Here is a 15,373-nt window from a genome sequence, read left to right on the forward strand (position 1 = left end):
CCGAAGAGCGACGCCGGCAACCGCGACGTCATCCTCGACCCCGACACCGTCGCCGTCCTCACCACCTACAAGGCCCGCCGTAACGCCTGGCGCCTTGCCGCTGGGAGAGAATGGCCAGACACCGGGCTGTTCTTCGTCCGCCCCGACGGCAGGCCGTGGCACCCCAGTGCGGTCACCCAACGCTTCCGCCGGCTTGTCAAACGGGCCGGCCTGCCACCCATCCGCCTGCATGACCTTCGCCACGGCGCTGCCACTCTCGCCCTCGACGCCGGCGTCGACATCAAAGTCGTCTCCGACCAACTCGGCCACTCCACCACCACCCTCACCCGCGACACCTACCAAAGCGTGGTCAAGCGGCTGCACCACGAAGCGGCTACCGCCGTCGCCGACATGATCAAGAACAAGCGGGGCCGTATCGCCTGAGCGAGCGGTCGCCGCGTTGTTGCTGTTGTCGCGTCTACACCCAGCCACTTGGACGGTCGCCGCCGCTGCAGGGGCAAGACCAGCTGCATGCCTTGGGTTCTTTCGTGTGGAGCATTCGCAGGCCAGCTGGGATCGAACATCCTGGTGGTAACCAGCCCCGGACGCCGCCCGGGCGGGTGCCGCACTGGCGCTGTGGTTGACAGCAGCGCACGAGGACGGCCTTGTCCCGATCGCCATTCGGGTGAGAGCAGCCGCGCAGGAACGGTGAGCGGGACGGCCGCGCTGTGAAAGGTCAACGAGTTGATCTGTGATGACCCGGACGGCCACCGGATCGTGTTGACCCAAGGCGCGCGAGCGTGGGCGTATCCAGGAGTGAATGATCGCCGATGCTGGCGGTCAGCTGGGTTGATGCATTTTTTGGGGCTGCAAGGCAGCCTGACCGAGATCCATGACGTCCGATCTAACGGTCGCTAGCTCATCCGATTGCGGTGTGTCGTGCCGGCGAGAGTGGGTGAGAGCCGTCGAGGCCGTCGGCTCCCCTGTTCGGCCTTTGCGTCAACAGGACCTTCCCGATGTGCACTCCGCTTTCCAGATGTTTGTGCGCTGGGAGAGCGTCTGACATGGGGAACTGTGAATCGACGACGGGCAGGAGTTGCCCGGATTCGATCAATGGCCAGAAGGTTTCTTGTGTGGCCCGTACTATCTCGCCCTTCTCTGCTCGTCCGCGCTGGCGCAGGGACGTGGCATGGACGGTTGCCTGCTTGGCCATGAACGGCCCGACGTTGAAGCTGCCCTGCCTGCCACCCTGGGATCCGATGATGACGATCCGCCCTTCCCGGGCGAGAAGGCCGATGTTCCGGTCCAGGTTGTTCGGGCCTACGTTGTCGAGGACGAGATTCACTCCTCGACCTCCGGTCGACTGGAGGACCAGGGAGGGCAGATCTTCCTGTCGGTAGTCCCAGGCATCCTCGGCGCCCAGTTCGATACAGGCCTTCATCTTGGCCTCAGTCCCGGCGGTGGCGAAGACGCGACACCCGAGTGCGGCAGCCGCCTGAATGGCGGTAGTCCCGATGCCGCTCGCGCCGCCGTGTACGAGGACGGTGGTGCCCGGCTGGGCTTGGCCGACCATCACCAGGTTGGACCAGACCGTGGCCGCGACCTCTGGCAGTGCGGCGGCGACCGCTACAGACATGCCCTCCGGCACCGGAAGAGTCAGCGTCTCGTCCACAGACACGTACTCGGCGTACCCGCCACCGTCGAGCAGGGCGCACACCTGTTCGCCGATTCGATGTGCCGAGACCGATTCGCCGACCTCTACGATCTCGCCCGCGCACTCGAGGCCGAGAACCGGCGATGCGCCGGCGGGCGGGGGATACAGACCCCTGCGTTGCAGGACGTCCGCCCTGTTCAGCGCGGAGGCCGCGACGCGGATGAGGACATCGTTCGTCCCGGGCTTGGGCGTGTCAACCTCTGCCCATTCGAGGGCACCATCGCTGGTGACTGTTATCGCGTGCATGGTGCGAAGTCCTCCAGGTTGTTCATCTGTGGGGGGACGTGGCGCGACTGGTGGATGAGGTGCAGCTTCTGCGACAGCTCCCCACCGATCTCTCGCAGTCGGCTCTCCGGCAGCCGGTGGGCTGGCCCGGTGACGTTGACGCTGGCGGTCGCCTCGCCGGACGAGTCGAGAACGGGTGCGGCGACGGCATGTGCGCCGGGAATGGTTTCGCCGAAACTGATCGCGTATCCGTCGTGGCGTGCCTGCCGGAGGTCGGCGCGGAGCCTCGCCTGATCGAGCCCGGGCGGAGCCTCACCGAGCACTGATCCGATCTGGTCGGGTCGCAGCCAGGCGAGGATCGCCTTGCTCGCCGCCGCCGCTGTCAGCGGATAGGTGTGCCCAATTCCTGATACCACCCGGACACGGTGCGGGCTCTCGAGTTCCCGGACGCAGACGCGCCGGCTCCCTACCCGTACGTGTAGGCCCACGGTCTCCTCGGTTTCCGTCCTCAGGGTCTCGAGAAGCGGGCCGACATGAGCGAACGCCGAGTGGCCGATGTCGGTCAGTTGCGCCAGCCGCAATACCGCAGGGCCGACGCTGAACCGGCGGGAGACCTCGTCGCGAGTGAGGAACCCCTGGTCGGCCAATGCGAGAGCGATCCTGTGCGCGGTCGGCACGGTCAGTGAGGTCGCTTCCGCGATCTCCGCAATCGTCATTGCGGGTCGTGACGAGCTGAATGCGTCCAGTACGGCAAGCGCCCGGTAGACGGCCTGTGCCCCTGGACGTGCGCCCTCGGCGTTCACCCCTGTACCCCCACGTGGCTCCGTGACCGGACCTCTATTGACTGCCGGTGTGGTGCATCTTACAGTGGCTCCACCTTGTAGAAGCAACCTCCACATTGTGGAACCTTGCGGGAGGCAGACCATGCGGCGTGGCCGGAGTCGATGGACAACAAGACATGCCTGTGCGCTGCTCGTCGCCGGGCTTGCGCTCGCGATGAGCGGATGCGGGTCGGCCTCGGGCGGTGATGACCAGGGCGACAAGCAATACGTGATCGGCTCGTGGACGCGCGGCTTCAGCGTCGTCCTGACCGACCGCGTCGCCGAGACGGCCGCTGGCGACAAGCAGTTGAAGGTCATCAACTACTCCGACCTCCAGCAGCTGTACACCGACGTGCTTTCGGGCAAGGCCGACATGACCATCGGTGGCCCGGATGTGTTTGCCAGCCAGGCCGCGAAGGGTGCGCCGATCCACATCGCCGCGACGGTCTCGCCGAACTCCACCGCCCTGGTCGGCAAGTCGGAGATCACGTCGGCCGCGGACATCAAGGGCAAGCGCATCGCCGCCATCACGACCAGCGGTGGGTGGCGCATCACCAAGGCCCTGCTCGCCGACAAGTTCGGGGTCAAGGAGGGCAAGGACTTCGAACTCGTCAACGTGCCCAACGCCGAGAGCGGCGTGACCCAGGTGGCCGCCGGCACTGCGGACTTCGCTGTCGGCTGGGAGCCGGCCGTCACGTCGGCCGTGCGGGCCAACCCCGGGATGAAGGTGGCATTTAGCTCGTCCGGCGCCAAGCCCGGTGAGACCTTCGGCACCGGCTGGCAGCTCGTCCTCGCGGTCCGCGACAGCGTCAGCAAGGATGCCGAGCAGCGCGCCGTCACGCGGCTGCAGGAGGCGGCCCAGTGGCTGAACGAGCACCCGGACGAGGCCGACAAGTACGCCGCCAAGCAGGGGTTCAAGCCGGGCACGGCGGCCAACGTGATGCAGCAGTCGGTGCACGCCTTCGTAATCAAGCCGGTCGAAGGCGAGATCGTCACGCAGCTCAAGGAGCAGCTCGCGCTGATCCACCGGACCGGAACCGATGAGAAGGAACCGCCGGCACGCTTCTACGGCGTGTCGAACTGACGTTCCCGACCACCACTCCAGCAGCCAGCCAGTGAGAGGGGCAGACCTTGCCCGACACCGGAGTCACCACCCGTCCGACCCCACTAGACCACGACCACAGCGCCGCGATCCCTGAGCCGGCAATGCCCCCAGCCGCCGCGACCGGCGGCTGGCGGCGGCGCCTGTCCTCCCGGCGATCCCAGCTGTGGACCGCGCTCGTGCTGCTGGTCGTGCTCGCCGGGATCCAGATAGCCAGCCTGTTCATGCCCGAGTACGTCTTCCCGGACCTCCCGGCGATCGGGCAGGCGCTGATGGAGATCCTGCGCGACGAGCGCGGCGACATCACCGCCACCGTCCTGCGGTTCACCGGCGCCCTGCTCGGCGCGATGGTCGCCGGCTGGGCCATCGGCCTGCTGATGGGCGCGTTCCGCAACACCGTAGGCGAACTGCTGCGACCGGTGTTCGGCATCATGCAGGCTGTCCCGGCACTGTCGTGGATCCTGGTCTCGGTTATCTGGCTGCACAGCGTCGAGGCGCGGATCTTCTTCATCGTCTTCGTCATCGGCGTCCCGTTCTTCGTGGTCGCCGTCTTCGAGGGCATCCGTAACATCGACCACGAGCTGATGGAGGGTATCGGCCAGTTCCGGCCGTCCCGCCTGCAGATCCTGCGGGTGCTGTTCGTTCCGCAGTCGCTGACCTACATGCTGATGACCCTCCGCAGCGCCGGCGCGTTCTGCCTGCGGATCCTGGTGTTCGCCGAGCTGATCGGCGCGACAGCCGGCGTCGGGTACTCGATGGGACTCGCACAGGCAAACTTCCGGATCGACCTGATCTTCGCCTGGACCGTGGTGTTGGTCGTATTCAACTTCCTCCTCACGGCGGTCGTCGATCTGGCCGAACGGTATCTGCTCAAGTGGCGCAGGGAGGCGGTTGTCCGATGACTGAGGAAACGTTGGTCAACATCGACCACGCTTCGGTGAGCTTCGACTCGGTGTGCGCGGTCGACCGGTTCAGCCTGCGACTGCGGCCTGGCGAGCGGGTCGCGCTGATGGGACGGACCGGCGCGGGCAAGTCGACGATCCTGTCGCTGCTGGTCGGTTCGATGCGGCCGACCTCGGGCAGCGTGCGCATCCTCGGGCTGGACCCGTACGCGCAGCACGCCCAGCTCCAGGGCCGGGTTGCCATGGCCTTCCAGACACCGCGGCTGCTGCCGTGGCGGACCGCGCTCGGCAACGTGGCCGTCGGCCTGGAGATCCTGCGCCGGCCGAAGGCCGAACGCAGGCGGATTGCCGAGGAGTGGCTCGGCCGGGTGCATCTGCAGGACGCCCTGCACAAGTACCCGAGCCAGTTGAGCGGCGGGATGCGCCAGCGGGTGTCGCTGGCGCGCGCGTTCGCCGTGAAGCCGGAGCTGATCTTCCTCGACGAGAGCTTCTCGGCGCTCGACGAGGTCACGGCCCGCAGCCTGCGGGCCGATTTCGTCGAGCTGTGCGAGTCGACGGGAACCTCGGCGGTCATCGTCACGCACAGCATCGAAGAGGCGTTCGCCGTGGCCAACCGGGTCATCGTGCTCGGCCGGCCGGCCCGGGTGCTGTGCGAGTACGACGCGGCGCCGGTACGCGCGGCCGGCCAGGCGGAGCTGGAGGCGGTCAGCACCGAGATCCGGGCCCGGCTGGCCGAGGAGACGCCCGTCCCGTCGGGCTGAGCCGAGACCGGCACGTGACCGACAAAGGCGAGGCGGACAACCCACAGCCGAGGGCACTGGGTGCGAGCGAGAGGGCTTACAAGATGCGGATTGCGATCGTAGGCGGCGGAATCGGGGGCCTGGCCACCGCCGTGTGCCTGGAGCGGCAGGGCTTCGACGACATCGTCCTGCTGGAGCAGGCGCCCGAGTTCAAGGAGATCGGCGCCGGCATCCAGGTCTCCAACAACGGCGCCCGCCTGCTGCGGCACCTCGGCTTGGAGGACGAGCTGCGGGCGCGGGGCGTCGTCAGCCGGGGCAACTACTACTACGACATCGAGGACGGCGAGCTGATCCTGGAGACGCGCGCCGGCGAGTGGGGTGAGAAGACCTACGGCGCGCCGTTCTTCCACATCCACCGCCACCACCTCCTCGACATCCTGCACAGGGCCGTCTCGCGGACCCGGCTGCGGCTGGGCACCGCCGTTACGGGGGTGGAGCAGGACGACCGCGTCGTGCGGCTCACCACTGCGGCGGGTGACGTCGTCGAGGCGGACGTCGTCATCGGGGCCGACGGCATCCGATCGACCCTGCGGGCCGAGCTGTTCGACGCCGGGCAGCCGGACGCGTCCGGTTACGTGTGCTGGCGGGCGCTCATCCCGCGGGAGCGCCTTGAGGGCGTGGACGTTCCGCCGAGCTGCACGGCGTGGTGGGGGCCCGACCGCAGCGGCGTCGTCTTCTGGGTCAACGGCGGCACCCACATGAACTTCGTCGGTACCGTGCCCTCCGGCGAGGTCCGGTCCGAGGCGTGGGAGTCCCGCGGCGACATCGAGGACCTGCGGCGCTCGTACGCCGGCGCGATCGAGCCGCTGGCCACCATCGTCAACGCCATCGACACCCCCTTCATCACCGGCATCTTCACCCGGCCGCTGCTCGAGCAGTGGACGGTGGGGCGGATCGGGCTGCTGGGCGACGCGGCGCACCCGATCTGGCCGTTCCTGGCCAACGGCGCCACCCAGGCGCTCGAGGACGCGTACGTGCTGTCGCGGTGTCTCGCCCGCGGCTCGGTCGACACCGTCGCCGAGTCCCTGCGCGAGTTCCAGCAGCGCCGGTGGGGCCGGGTAGCAGAGGTCGCCCGGGTCTCGCGGGAGATGGCGACCACGTACCACCTCAGCGACCCCGCCGCCATCGCCAGGCGCAACGAGCAGATGCGCGAGCGCGCCAAGACCGACCCGTACGGGCTGTGGCTGCGCGGCTGGCTGTGGGGCTACGACGTGGTCTCGGCAGCTGACGCCCCGCTCGACCGGACGGCGGCGGCCGAGGCGCCGACCCTCGTCTGAACCGGGAGAGGAAGACAACACCATGAGGGACATCGGCCAGCTCGTGGCCCGGGCCGCCCAGCGGTACCGCGCCCGGGTGGCGGTGGACGGACCCGCGGGCAGCGTGACCTTCGCCGAGCTCGGCGACCGGGTCACCCGGCTGGCCAACGGGCTGCGCGCCATGGGGCTGCGGCCGGGCGACCGGGTGCTCGACCTGCAGTCCAACCAGAACAGCTACGTCGAGACCGACCTGGCCATCCGCAGCGCCGGCCTGGTACGCGTCGCACTCAACTACCGGCTGCACCCCGAAGACTGGGCGCGGATCGCCGACGATTGCGGGGCGACGGCGCTGATCTACGACGCCCGCTTCGCCGAGCAGGCGGAGTCGCTGTGCTCGGGCTTCACCGGCCGACTCGTCGTCGTCGGCGACGGCCCCGGTACGCCGTACGAACGGCTGCTAACGGACGCCAGCAGCGCCGCGCCGGCGCCGCTCGACGTCGACGCGCTGTGCGGGCTGCACTATTCGAGCGGCACCACCGGCCACCCGAAGGGCGCTCTGCGTACCCATCGCAACTGGTTCGCCAGCCTGGTGAACATGAGCTACGACGTGCTCGGCGGACGCCCCGGCCCCGACGACGTCTATGTCCACGCCGGGCCAATCACCCACACCAGCGGACTGTTCGTCCTGCCGTTCCTGGTGGCCGGCGCGACCCAGCTGGTCATGCCGTCCTGGGACCCGGACGCGTTCGTCGAGGCGGTGGAGCGCAGGGGCGCCACGCACACCGCACTGGTCCCGACGATGGTCGCCCGGCTGCTCGCCCGCCCCGACATCGACCGCCAGCGGCTGGCGGGGCTGAAGATGCTCGGCTACGCCGGCGCCCCGATGCCGCCGGAGCAGATGCGCCAGGCGCACGAGCGCATCACCCCACACCTCGTGCAGTACTACGGCCTGGTCGAGGCGATCCCCCCGGTCACGGTCCTCGACGCGGCCGACCACGCGCGGGGCCTCGCCGACGACCCGCAACTGCTCACCTCGGCCGGCCGGCCCGCGCTGGGCGTGGAGCTGTCCATCGTGGATGCCAATAGTCGGCGGCTGCCCGCTGGCGAGGTCGGCGAGGTCATCACCCGGGGCGACCACGTGATGCGCGGCTACTGGAACGCCGAGGGCCGCGACGACCTGTCCAAGGCCGTCCGCGACGGCTGGCTGCACACCGGCGATCTGGGCCGGCTGGACCCGGCCGGTCGGCTCTACCTCGTCGACCGCAAGGGCGACATGATCATTTCTGGCGGTTACAACATCTACCCCCGCGAGGTGGAGGACGTCATCGCCGAGGTGCCGGGCGTCGCCGAGGTCGCGGTGCTCGGCGTCGACGACCCGGACTGGGGCCAGCGAGTGACCGCGCTCTACACGGTGCACAGCGCCGCCACCGTCACCGATGAACAGGTGCTCGAGCACTGCCGCCGCCGGCTGTCCTCCTACAAGAAACCCAAGGAGGTGCGCCGGATGGACGGGTTCCCGCTCAGCTCCACCGGGAAGATCGCCAAGAAGGTACTCCGCGAGCGGATCGCTGCCGAGACGGCGGGGCGCTGATGCGTCGGCTGCAGGCGGACTACGCACCGGTCGGGGCCGAGCGACCCGGCGAGTACCCGTACACACGTGGTGTCTCGCCCGAACCCAAGCCCTGGATCATGGGCCAGTACGCGGGCTTCGGCACCGCGGCCGACTCCAACCGCCGGTTCAAGACGCTGCTGGACGCCGGAGTGACCGGGTTCTCCGTGGCGTTGGACCTGCCGACCCAGATGGGTCTGGACTCCGACGACCCCCGGGCGCTCGGGGAGGTCGGCCGGGTCGGCGTCGCCATCGACTCGCTCGCCGACATCGAGACCCTTATGGACGGCATCCGGCTCGAGTCCATATCCCAGGTACGCACGACCGCCAACTCGGTGGGCTACGTGTGGGCGGCGATGTTCATCGCGCTGGCCGAGCAGCGCGGGGTAGACCCGGGCGAGTTCGGCATGTTCATCCAGAACGACGTGCTCAAGGAGTTCATCGCCCGCGGGACCCAGATCTTCCCGCCCGAACCGTCGCTGCGCCTGGCCGTGGACACCATCGAGTACGTCGCCCGCAAGGTCCCGCGCTGGGTGCCGCTGGCCATGTCCGGCTACCATATCCGGGAATCCGGCGCCGACGCCGTCCAGGAGATCGCGTTCACGTTCGCCAACGCCCGCGCCTACCTCGACGAGGCGGTCCGGCGCGGGGTGTCGGTCGACGAGGTGGCCCCGACGCTCTTCACGTTCCTCGCCGTCACGATGGACTTCCTGCCCGAGGTTGCGAAGCTCCGCGCGGCGCGCCGGGTCTGGGCCCGGCTCATGCGCGACACCTACGGCGCCAGGGACCCCCGCTCGCAGCAGCTGCGCATCTTCGCGTTCACGGCCGGCTCGACGCTCACCGCGCAGCAGCCGCTGAACAACGTGGCACGTACGACGGTCGAGACCCTCGCCGCTGCGCTGGCCGGGGTGCAGACCCTGCACGTGTCCGCCTACGACGAGGCGCTCGGGGTCCCGACCGAGGCCGCCGCGACGCTGGCCCTGCGTACCCAGCAGGTGGTGGCGTCCGAGAGCGGCGTCGTGGACACCCTCGACCCGCTGGCGGGCTCCTTTGCCGTCGAGTCGCTCACCGACGACCTGGAGAAACGCATTTTCGACGAGCTGGACCGTATCGAGCGGCGCGGTGGCGCGCTGGCGTGCATCGAGTCGGGCTGGTTCGCCCGGGAACTCTCCGACGCGGCCTACGCCCACGCCCGCGAGGTCGAAAGCGGCGAGCGGGTCATTGTGGGCGTCAACCGCTATCCGGCGCACACCGAGCCGCTCGAGGTCTTCAAGGTCGACCCCGCGCTTGAGGAGGGTCAGGCGCGGTCGCTCGCCGCGTTGCGGGACCGCCGCGACGGCGCGGCCGTCGCCGCGGCGCTCGAGGACCTCACCGCCGCGGCCAAGGCCGGCGAGAACATCATGCCGGCGTGCATCGACGCGGTCCGTGCGTATGCGACGGTGGGGGAGATCGTCGACCGGCTCCGTGAGGTCCACGGGCCGTGGATGTCGAGCACATCCTTCTGACCACCGATGTTCAGCTGCCAGCTCCTCCTCGTCGTCGGGATCGCCGCATGCGTCGGCGCCCTCGTCCAGAGCTGCGTGGGCTTCGGCCTCGGTGTCGTCGCGGCACCGGTCATCACCGTCGCCGACCCGTCGCTGATGCCCGCGTCGCTACTCGTGATCAACGGCCTATTGCCGCTGTTGACACTGGCCTCCGAGTGGAAGCACATCGACTTTCGCGGCCTCGGCTGGGCGCTGCTCGGCCGCATCCCCGGCACGATCTGCGGCGTCTGGCTGGTCGCCGCGTTCCCCGGACGCGGCATGGAGGCCGTGGTCGCCATGACGGTACTGGTGGCCGTAGGCATCAGCCTGCTACCCGTGGACGTGCCCCGGACGCGTCTGACCCTGTCCGTCGCGGGCGGCGTCGCAGCAGTCACCGGCACCACAGCCGCCATCGGAGGGCCGCCCATGGCGCTCATCTACCAGCGTGCGGGGGCCGCTCGACTGCGCGCCACCCTCGGGGCGTTCTTCGTCGTCGGCGCGGTCGGCTCGCTTGGCATGCTGCAACTGGCCGGCCATCTCGAACGACGCTCGGTCATTGGCGGCCTGGTCATGCTCCCCTTCGTCGCGATCGGATTCGCACTGGCGGCCCCGCTGCGCCGGCACCTCGACGCGGGACGCATCCGGCCTGCCGTGCTCGTCGTCGCCGCCTGCGCCGCCACAGCCCTGCTTGCCAGGGCCGCGATATAGAAGACCCCGAGATCCGCCACCTACGACAAGACGCGACGGTACGCCACAAGGCGGTCCCGGACGCACTGAACGGAAAGGGCCTCAAGTGGCTGAAGTCTTCGTCCTCGACGCCGCACGTACGCCCGTCGGCCGCTACGGCGGCGCGCTAGCAGACGTGCGCCCCGACGACCTCTCCGCCCATGTCGTACGAGCGCTGGTAGACCGGTCCCCGGCCCTCGACCCGGCCATGATCGACGAGGTTGTCTTCGGAAACGCCAACGGAGCCGGTGAGGACAACCGCAATGTCGCCCGGATGGCGGTTCTGCTCGCCGGACTACCCACGTCGGTGCCGGGCGTGACGGTCAACCGGCTGTGCGGATCCGGCTTGGAGGCCGTGGTTCAGGGCACACGCACGATCGAGACCGGTGACGCCTCGCTCGCGCTGGCCGGGGGAGTCGAGTCCATGAGCCGCGCGCCGTGGGTACTGCCCAAACCCTCCCGGGCCTTTCCGAGGGGGCACGAAACGCTGCACTCGACGACCCTCGGCTGGCGCATGGTCAACCCGCGCATGCCGCAGGAGTGGACGATCGCCCTCGGCGAGGGCGCGGAATTGACGGCCGACATCTACGGCATCTCGCGGGAGGCCCAGGACGCCTTCGCGTTACGCAGCCACACGCGCGCCGCGGCGGCATGGAAGAACGGCGTCTACGACGGCGAGGTCGTGCCCATAGACGGAACCGGGTTGACCAGCGACGAGTGCATCCGCTGGGATGCCACAACGGAGGCCCTGGCCGACCTCAAATCGGTCTTCCGTACGGACGGCACGGTAACCGCGGGCAACTCCTCGCCTCTCAATGACGGAGCGGCGGGCCTGCTGCTGGGCGACGAGGCCGGCGCACGCGGCATCGGCTGCGAGCCGCTGGCCCGTATCGCCGGCCGGGCAGCCACCGGCGTCGACCCCCACCTGTTCGGCATCGGACCCGTGCAGGCTGCACGGACCGCGTTGGATCGCGCCGGTATCGGCTGGGACGACCTATCCGTAGTCGAGCTCAACGAGGCGTTCGCCGCGCAGGCCCTGGCCTGCCTCGCCGAATGGAAGGAGCTCGATCCCGAGATCGTCAATCCCAACGGCGGCGCGATCGCCATCGGTCATCCACTTGGCGCCTCAGGCGCCCGCATTCTCGGTAGCCTCGCCCACGAGCTTCGCCGGCGCGGCGGTGGCTGGGGCCTCGCCGCACTCTGCATCGGTGCCGGCCAAGGGCTCGCCGTCGTACTCGAGGCGTGAGGATGAGTACACCTGTGAACGCGAACCGAGCAGCGCCGTTGCCGCGTGACCACGAACAGGAGGAAGGCTTGCAGCACTTGTCGTACCCCACGCACCACGTCGCTGGCCGCAGGGCCGTCGATGTCCACGCCGTTGTGGAAGGCCCCGAAGACGCCCCCGTTCTCGTTCTGTCCCCAAGCCTCGGCAGCACCCACGCAATGTGGGAGCCGCAGGCCGCAGCACTCCGCGACCGGTTCCGCGTGGTGCGCTACGACCACCGCGGCCACGGCGCGTCACCCGTACCGCCCGGACCTTACGAGCTGGCCGAATTGGGCGCCGACGTACTGCGGTTGCTGGACCGGCTGGAAGTACCGGCGGCTCACTTCTGCGGGCTTTCCCTGGGCGGCATGACCGGCATGTGGCTCGCGGCCCACGCTCCCGAACGGGTCCGCCGGCTCGTCCTATGCTGCACGTCCGCCCGCCTCGGACCACCGCAGTTCTGGGACGAACGGGCGGACCTGCTTCGCCGAGAGGGAACCGCAGCGGTGGCCGATGGTGTCGTGACGAGATGGTTCACACCCGGCTGGATACAGGCGCACCCCGAGGCCGTCAGGGACATGCGAGCGATGGTGGCAGCTACGCCGGCGGAAGGCTACGCCTCCTGCTGCAGCGCCATCCGCGACATGGACCTGACCGACGTCTTGCCTTGTGTCCACGCCAAAACGCTCGTCATCGCGGGCCACGAGGATCCGTCCACTCCACCCGAGCACGGCCAGGCGATCGTCGAGGGCATCAGGGACGCACGTCTCGAGCTGCTGTCGCCGGCCGCGCACCTCGCCAACGTCGAGCAGCCAGAGACCATCACCCGCCTCCTACTCGAGCACCTGCTCGGGGAGGAGAAGTGACCGGAGGCCCGTCCCACGTGCGATTGGCTGCGTGACACTGGCGCCTACACCGTCATGACATTTATGGTGGAACCACTCCACATCAGCCTATTCCTGGCCAGCCGCCGGTAGCCTCGCCGAGCTGCCGGCGGCGCAGATCGGCTGCTTCTTCGGTACGGCCAAGGCCGTCGAGCACGTCGGCGAGCGCATGGTACGCCGCGAACAGGCAGTGCCTCGGCAAAGTCGCGAGGCTGCCCGGCTTGATGTGGTTGGTGTAGACGCGCCCCCGCTGGTGGTAGCAGGGGCGGGCATGACTGGTCCAGATGATCACCGAGGTTCCTACGCCTTGTTGATCTGTCCGAAGTGAGTCATGCCCGCCCTGCCATCATCGCTGATCTCGTCCTTGTTATGCGCACCGGCGGTCACCGTGCCCGAAACCGCTGCCGGGCTGCCCGCCGCGCTGGCTGATCTGCCGGATCCCCGAGCTCGCCGCGGTGTGTGCAGTGGTAGCCGGCTACCGCTCCTACACCGCGACCAGCACCCGCCCACTGGTCCTACTCGGCTTCACCTGACGACTTTGCCGGGGCCCTGGGCGACGATGCCGATCGTCATACTCACCGCCCGAACCCAGGTCTGCTTCGAGTCCCAGGCAGCCTCGCCTGCGCCGACGCCTACCGGGCGAAGCCGTTCAGCTGCACCCCGCTCTCCTGCATCGACGCCTACTCATGACCTAACCGTTTGACTCCAGGCCCGTTCACCGACATGCCCCTCCACGCAGAACGAGATGCTGGACCTGTCCGCAGCGCCGCTCTGCACCAGCCAATGTCCGTTCACCACCAAGATCTGCTGCGCCCGAGTCGGTGGTGCCGCCCGCACCACCTCCGTCGACCAGATGGACGCCTTGCGCCGAACGGCCCGCCAGCCGTCCGAGCCCCCGACTACCCGGAAGATTCGCCCGACGGCTTCGTCTAGCCCGCTTAGGTCGGCCACCAGTTCATCGGTAGGCCTTTCGGGCTCGGTGCGCAGGTACCGCACGCCCGGCTCGACCGCGAGCCGCTCGCGGAACGCGGACTGCTGCGGACCGACCAGAATAAGCACTTCGCTAGACGACTGATAACCGGAGGTAGCTGCGTGTTCAGTGGTCGTAGGCGATCAGGCTGCGGGTGACGGGCTGGCCGGTCTTGTGGTTGTGCCAGATCGCGGCGGTCAGAGCGAGTAGGCGTTGCGCGATGCGGGTGGCGATGCCTTCGAAGGTGCGGCCGCCGTGAAGTTCGAGGTCGAGCTGGCCTTTCAACGTGTCGTTGACGGACTCGATCAACTGGCGGACGGCTTTCAACAGGCCCTGGCCTGGGCGTTGCTTCTCGTTCTTGCGGTTGGGCCGCAGCAGGGCGACACCGCGGTCGGCCAGGTCTTGCTCGAAGCGTTTCGCGGCGAAGCCCTTGTCGGTGATCAGCAGCAGGCCGGGTCGGTCGGCGAGCAGGGCCGGTTCGCGGTCGAACATGTACTCCACGACCTCGCGTTTACCGATCTTCGCATCAGCCAGGGCCCACATGATGGGTAGGCCGGTCGGAGTGCAGATCAGGTACAGGCGCAGTCCCCAGAAGAACCGGGAGTGTGACGCGCAGTAGCCGTAGGCGGCCCAGCCGGCGGCGTCCGAGCGTTGCACGGTGGGCCTCGACCGGCCGCACTCGACCGGGGTGGAGTCCAGGATCCAGTGGTTGTCGAACCAGAAGTCGGTGTCGAAGGCGAGGGCCCGGATGAAGTGCTGGATCAGGGGCAGGGCGGCACGCAGCCGCTTGTTGTAGCCAGGCTGGGACAGCTGTACCGGGAACAACGCGCGCAGGTTCTTCGCCATGTAGCGCACCCAGCGCCGCTCGGAGCGGATGTTCAACAGCGACTGCATGACGGCCATGGTGATCAGCTCCGCGTCCGACAGCGCCGGAGCAAAGCCGACCACCGGGCGAGCGGGACGCAGACCCGGGCGAGCCTTCAACTCGTCGTCGATCTTCACGTACAGTGCGGTCGCGAGGGTCTCCAGCTTGACGTGCACGTGGCCTCCATGGTCATCGTTGCTCAGCAACGTCGATCATGGAGGCCCTCGTCCGTTCGCCGCATCCCTGTCCCATCCACACAGGTAACAGCGGTTATCACTCGTCTAGCATCTACGTCCACCCCGACGTCGGCGCCCTGCATGAAGTCGAAGGCAAGCTGTACCTCGGCCCACCCAAGACCAACGATTCCGTCCGTCACATCCGCCTGCCCCGCTTCGTCACCATCCTCCTCGCCACCCACCTCGCCGAACACCCCCACGACACCGTCTTCCCCGGAGCCCGCGGCTACCACCAACGCCGCTCCAACTTCAACCGCCGCGCCTGGACCCCTGCGGTAGCGGGCAACGCGAAACAAGGAATCCCGCCGATCCTGCCCGGCATGCACTTCCACGACCTCCGCCACACCCACAAGACATGGCTCATCGAAGACGGCATCCCCGAAATCGCCCAAGCCCGCCTCGGACACCGCCTCGCTGGCGTAAGGGGCATCTACAGCCACGTCACCGAACCTATGATCACGAACCTGGTCGATGCGCTACAGCGCCGTTGGGAAACC

16 protein-coding genes are annotated in these 15,373 nt (G+C 68.7%); 11 read left to right on the top strand and 5 right to left on the bottom strand.

Annotated features, from left to right (window positions below):
* Nucleotides 1-423, top strand: a 423-nt coding sequence (locus tag AB0I41_RS32735) for a tyrosine-type recombinase/integrase (protein WP_357114776.1), incomplete at its 5' end; no start/stop codon positions are given.
* Nucleotides 424-898: 475 nt separating this feature from the next.
* Here AB0I41_RS32735 and AB0I41_RS32740 read toward each other — a convergent pair.
* Nucleotides 899-1,939, bottom strand: coding sequence for an NAD(P)H-quinone oxidoreductase (locus tag AB0I41_RS32740; RefSeq protein WP_357114778.1), 1,041 nt, complete (start codon nucleotides 1,937-1,939; stop codon nucleotides 899-901).
* Nucleotides 1,927-2,844: an IclR family transcriptional regulator C-terminal domain-containing protein gene (locus AB0I41_RS32745; protein WP_357114780.1), complete on the bottom strand. Its 918-nt coding sequence runs from the start codon at nucleotides 2,842-2,844 to the stop codon at nucleotides 1,927-1,929. The genes AB0I41_RS32740 and AB0I41_RS32745 overlap by 13 nt, the downstream gene beginning before the upstream one ends.
* On the opposite strand from AB0I41_RS32745, the gene AB0I41_RS32750 reads away from it, so the two are divergent.
* The 9 genes from AB0I41_RS32750 (at nucleotide 2,843) to pcaD (ending at nucleotide 12,787) form a co-directional block, all read left to right on the top strand.
* Entirely contained in the window at nucleotides 2,843-3,823 is a 981-nt protein-coding gene (locus tag AB0I41_RS32750; protein WP_357114782.1) for an ABC transporter substrate-binding protein, read from the top strand. The two genes, AB0I41_RS32745 and AB0I41_RS32750, sit on opposite strands and share 2 nt — an antisense overlap.
* Before the next feature lie 47 nt (nucleotides 3,824-3,870).
* Entirely contained in the window at nucleotides 3,871-4,743 is an 873-nt protein-coding gene (locus AB0I41_RS32755; protein WP_357114784.1) for an ABC transporter permease subunit, read from the top strand.
* The gene (locus tag AB0I41_RS32760) at nucleotides 4,740-5,504 is read left to right on the top strand and encodes an ATP-binding cassette domain-containing protein (protein WP_357114786.1); all 765 of its coding nucleotides are present in this window, start codon (nucleotides 4,740-4,742) and stop codon (nucleotides 5,502-5,504) included. The genes AB0I41_RS32755 and AB0I41_RS32760 overlap by 4 nt, the downstream gene beginning before the upstream one ends.
* A gap of 83 nt (nucleotides 5,505-5,587) precedes the next feature.
* Nucleotides 5,588-6,820 carry an FAD-dependent monooxygenase gene (locus AB0I41_RS32765; RefSeq protein ID WP_357114788.1) on the top strand — a complete coding sequence of 411 codons (1,233 nt, stop codon included), beginning with the start codon at nucleotides 5,588-5,590 and terminating at the stop codon, nucleotides 6,818-6,820.
* Nucleotides 6,821-6,842: 22 nt separating this feature from the next.
* Nucleotides 6,843-8,390 carry an AMP-binding protein gene (locus AB0I41_RS32770; protein WP_357114790.1) on the top strand — a complete coding sequence of 516 codons (1,548 nt, stop codon included), beginning with the start codon at nucleotides 6,843-6,845 and terminating at the stop codon, nucleotides 8,388-8,390.
* Nucleotides 8,390-9,913, top strand: coding sequence for a methylmalonyl-CoA mutase family protein (locus tag AB0I41_RS32775; RefSeq protein WP_357114792.1), 1,524 nt, complete (start codon nucleotides 8,390-8,392; stop codon nucleotides 9,911-9,913). Before AB0I41_RS32770 ends, AB0I41_RS32775 begins: the two co-directional genes overlap by 1 nt.
* Before the next feature lie 6 nt (nucleotides 9,914-9,919).
* On the top strand, nucleotides 9,920-10,639 hold the full coding sequence (locus tag AB0I41_RS32780) for a sulfite exporter TauE/SafE family protein (protein WP_357114794.1): 720 nt from the start codon (nucleotides 9,920-9,922) through the stop codon (nucleotides 10,637-10,639).
* Nucleotides 10,640-10,724: 85 nt separating this feature from the next.
* On the top strand, nucleotides 10,725-11,903 hold the full coding sequence (locus tag AB0I41_RS32785; protein ID WP_357114796.1) for a thiolase family protein: 1,179 nt from the start codon (nucleotides 10,725-10,727) through the stop codon (nucleotides 11,901-11,903).
* A 2-nt stretch (nucleotides 11,904-11,905) separates the two neighbouring features.
* Nucleotides 11,906-12,787, top strand: a complete 882-nt coding sequence (pcaD, locus tag AB0I41_RS32790; RefSeq protein WP_357114798.1) for a 3-oxoadipate enol-lactonase — start codon at nucleotides 11,906-11,908, stop codon at nucleotides 12,785-12,787.
* Between the two features lie 82 nt (nucleotides 12,788-12,869).
* Here the strand turns inward: pcaD and AB0I41_RS32795 are convergent, their stop codons facing one another.
* From AB0I41_RS32795 to AB0I41_RS32805, 3 genes are all read right to left on the bottom strand, one after another.
* Nucleotides 12,870-13,097 carry a hypothetical protein gene (locus tag AB0I41_RS32795; protein WP_357114800.1) on the bottom strand — a complete coding sequence of 76 codons (228 nt, stop codon included), beginning with the start codon at nucleotides 13,095-13,097 and terminating at the stop codon, nucleotides 12,870-12,872.
* 392 nt (nucleotides 13,098-13,489) lie between these two features.
* On the bottom strand, nucleotides 13,490-13,864 hold the full coding sequence (locus AB0I41_RS32800; protein WP_357114802.1) for a hypothetical protein: 375 nt from the start codon (nucleotides 13,862-13,864) through the stop codon (nucleotides 13,490-13,492).
* Nucleotides 13,865-13,901: 37 nt separating this feature from the next.
* Nucleotides 13,902-14,816, bottom strand: coding sequence for an IS982 family transposase (locus AB0I41_RS32805; protein WP_357114804.1), 915 nt, complete (start codon nucleotides 14,814-14,816; stop codon nucleotides 13,902-13,904).
* Nucleotides 14,817-14,854: 38 nt separating this feature from the next.
* Between AB0I41_RS32805 and AB0I41_RS32810 the strand changes: the two genes are divergently transcribed.
* A partial coding sequence (locus AB0I41_RS32810) for a tyrosine-type recombinase/integrase (RefSeq protein WP_357114806.1) occupies nucleotides 14,855-15,373 on the top strand: 519 nt, incomplete at its 3' end.

This window comes from Micromonospora sp. NPDC050200, assembly GCF_040656135.1.
Classification (GTDB): domain Bacteria; phylum Actinomycetota; class Actinomycetes; order Mycobacteriales; family Micromonosporaceae; genus Micromonospora.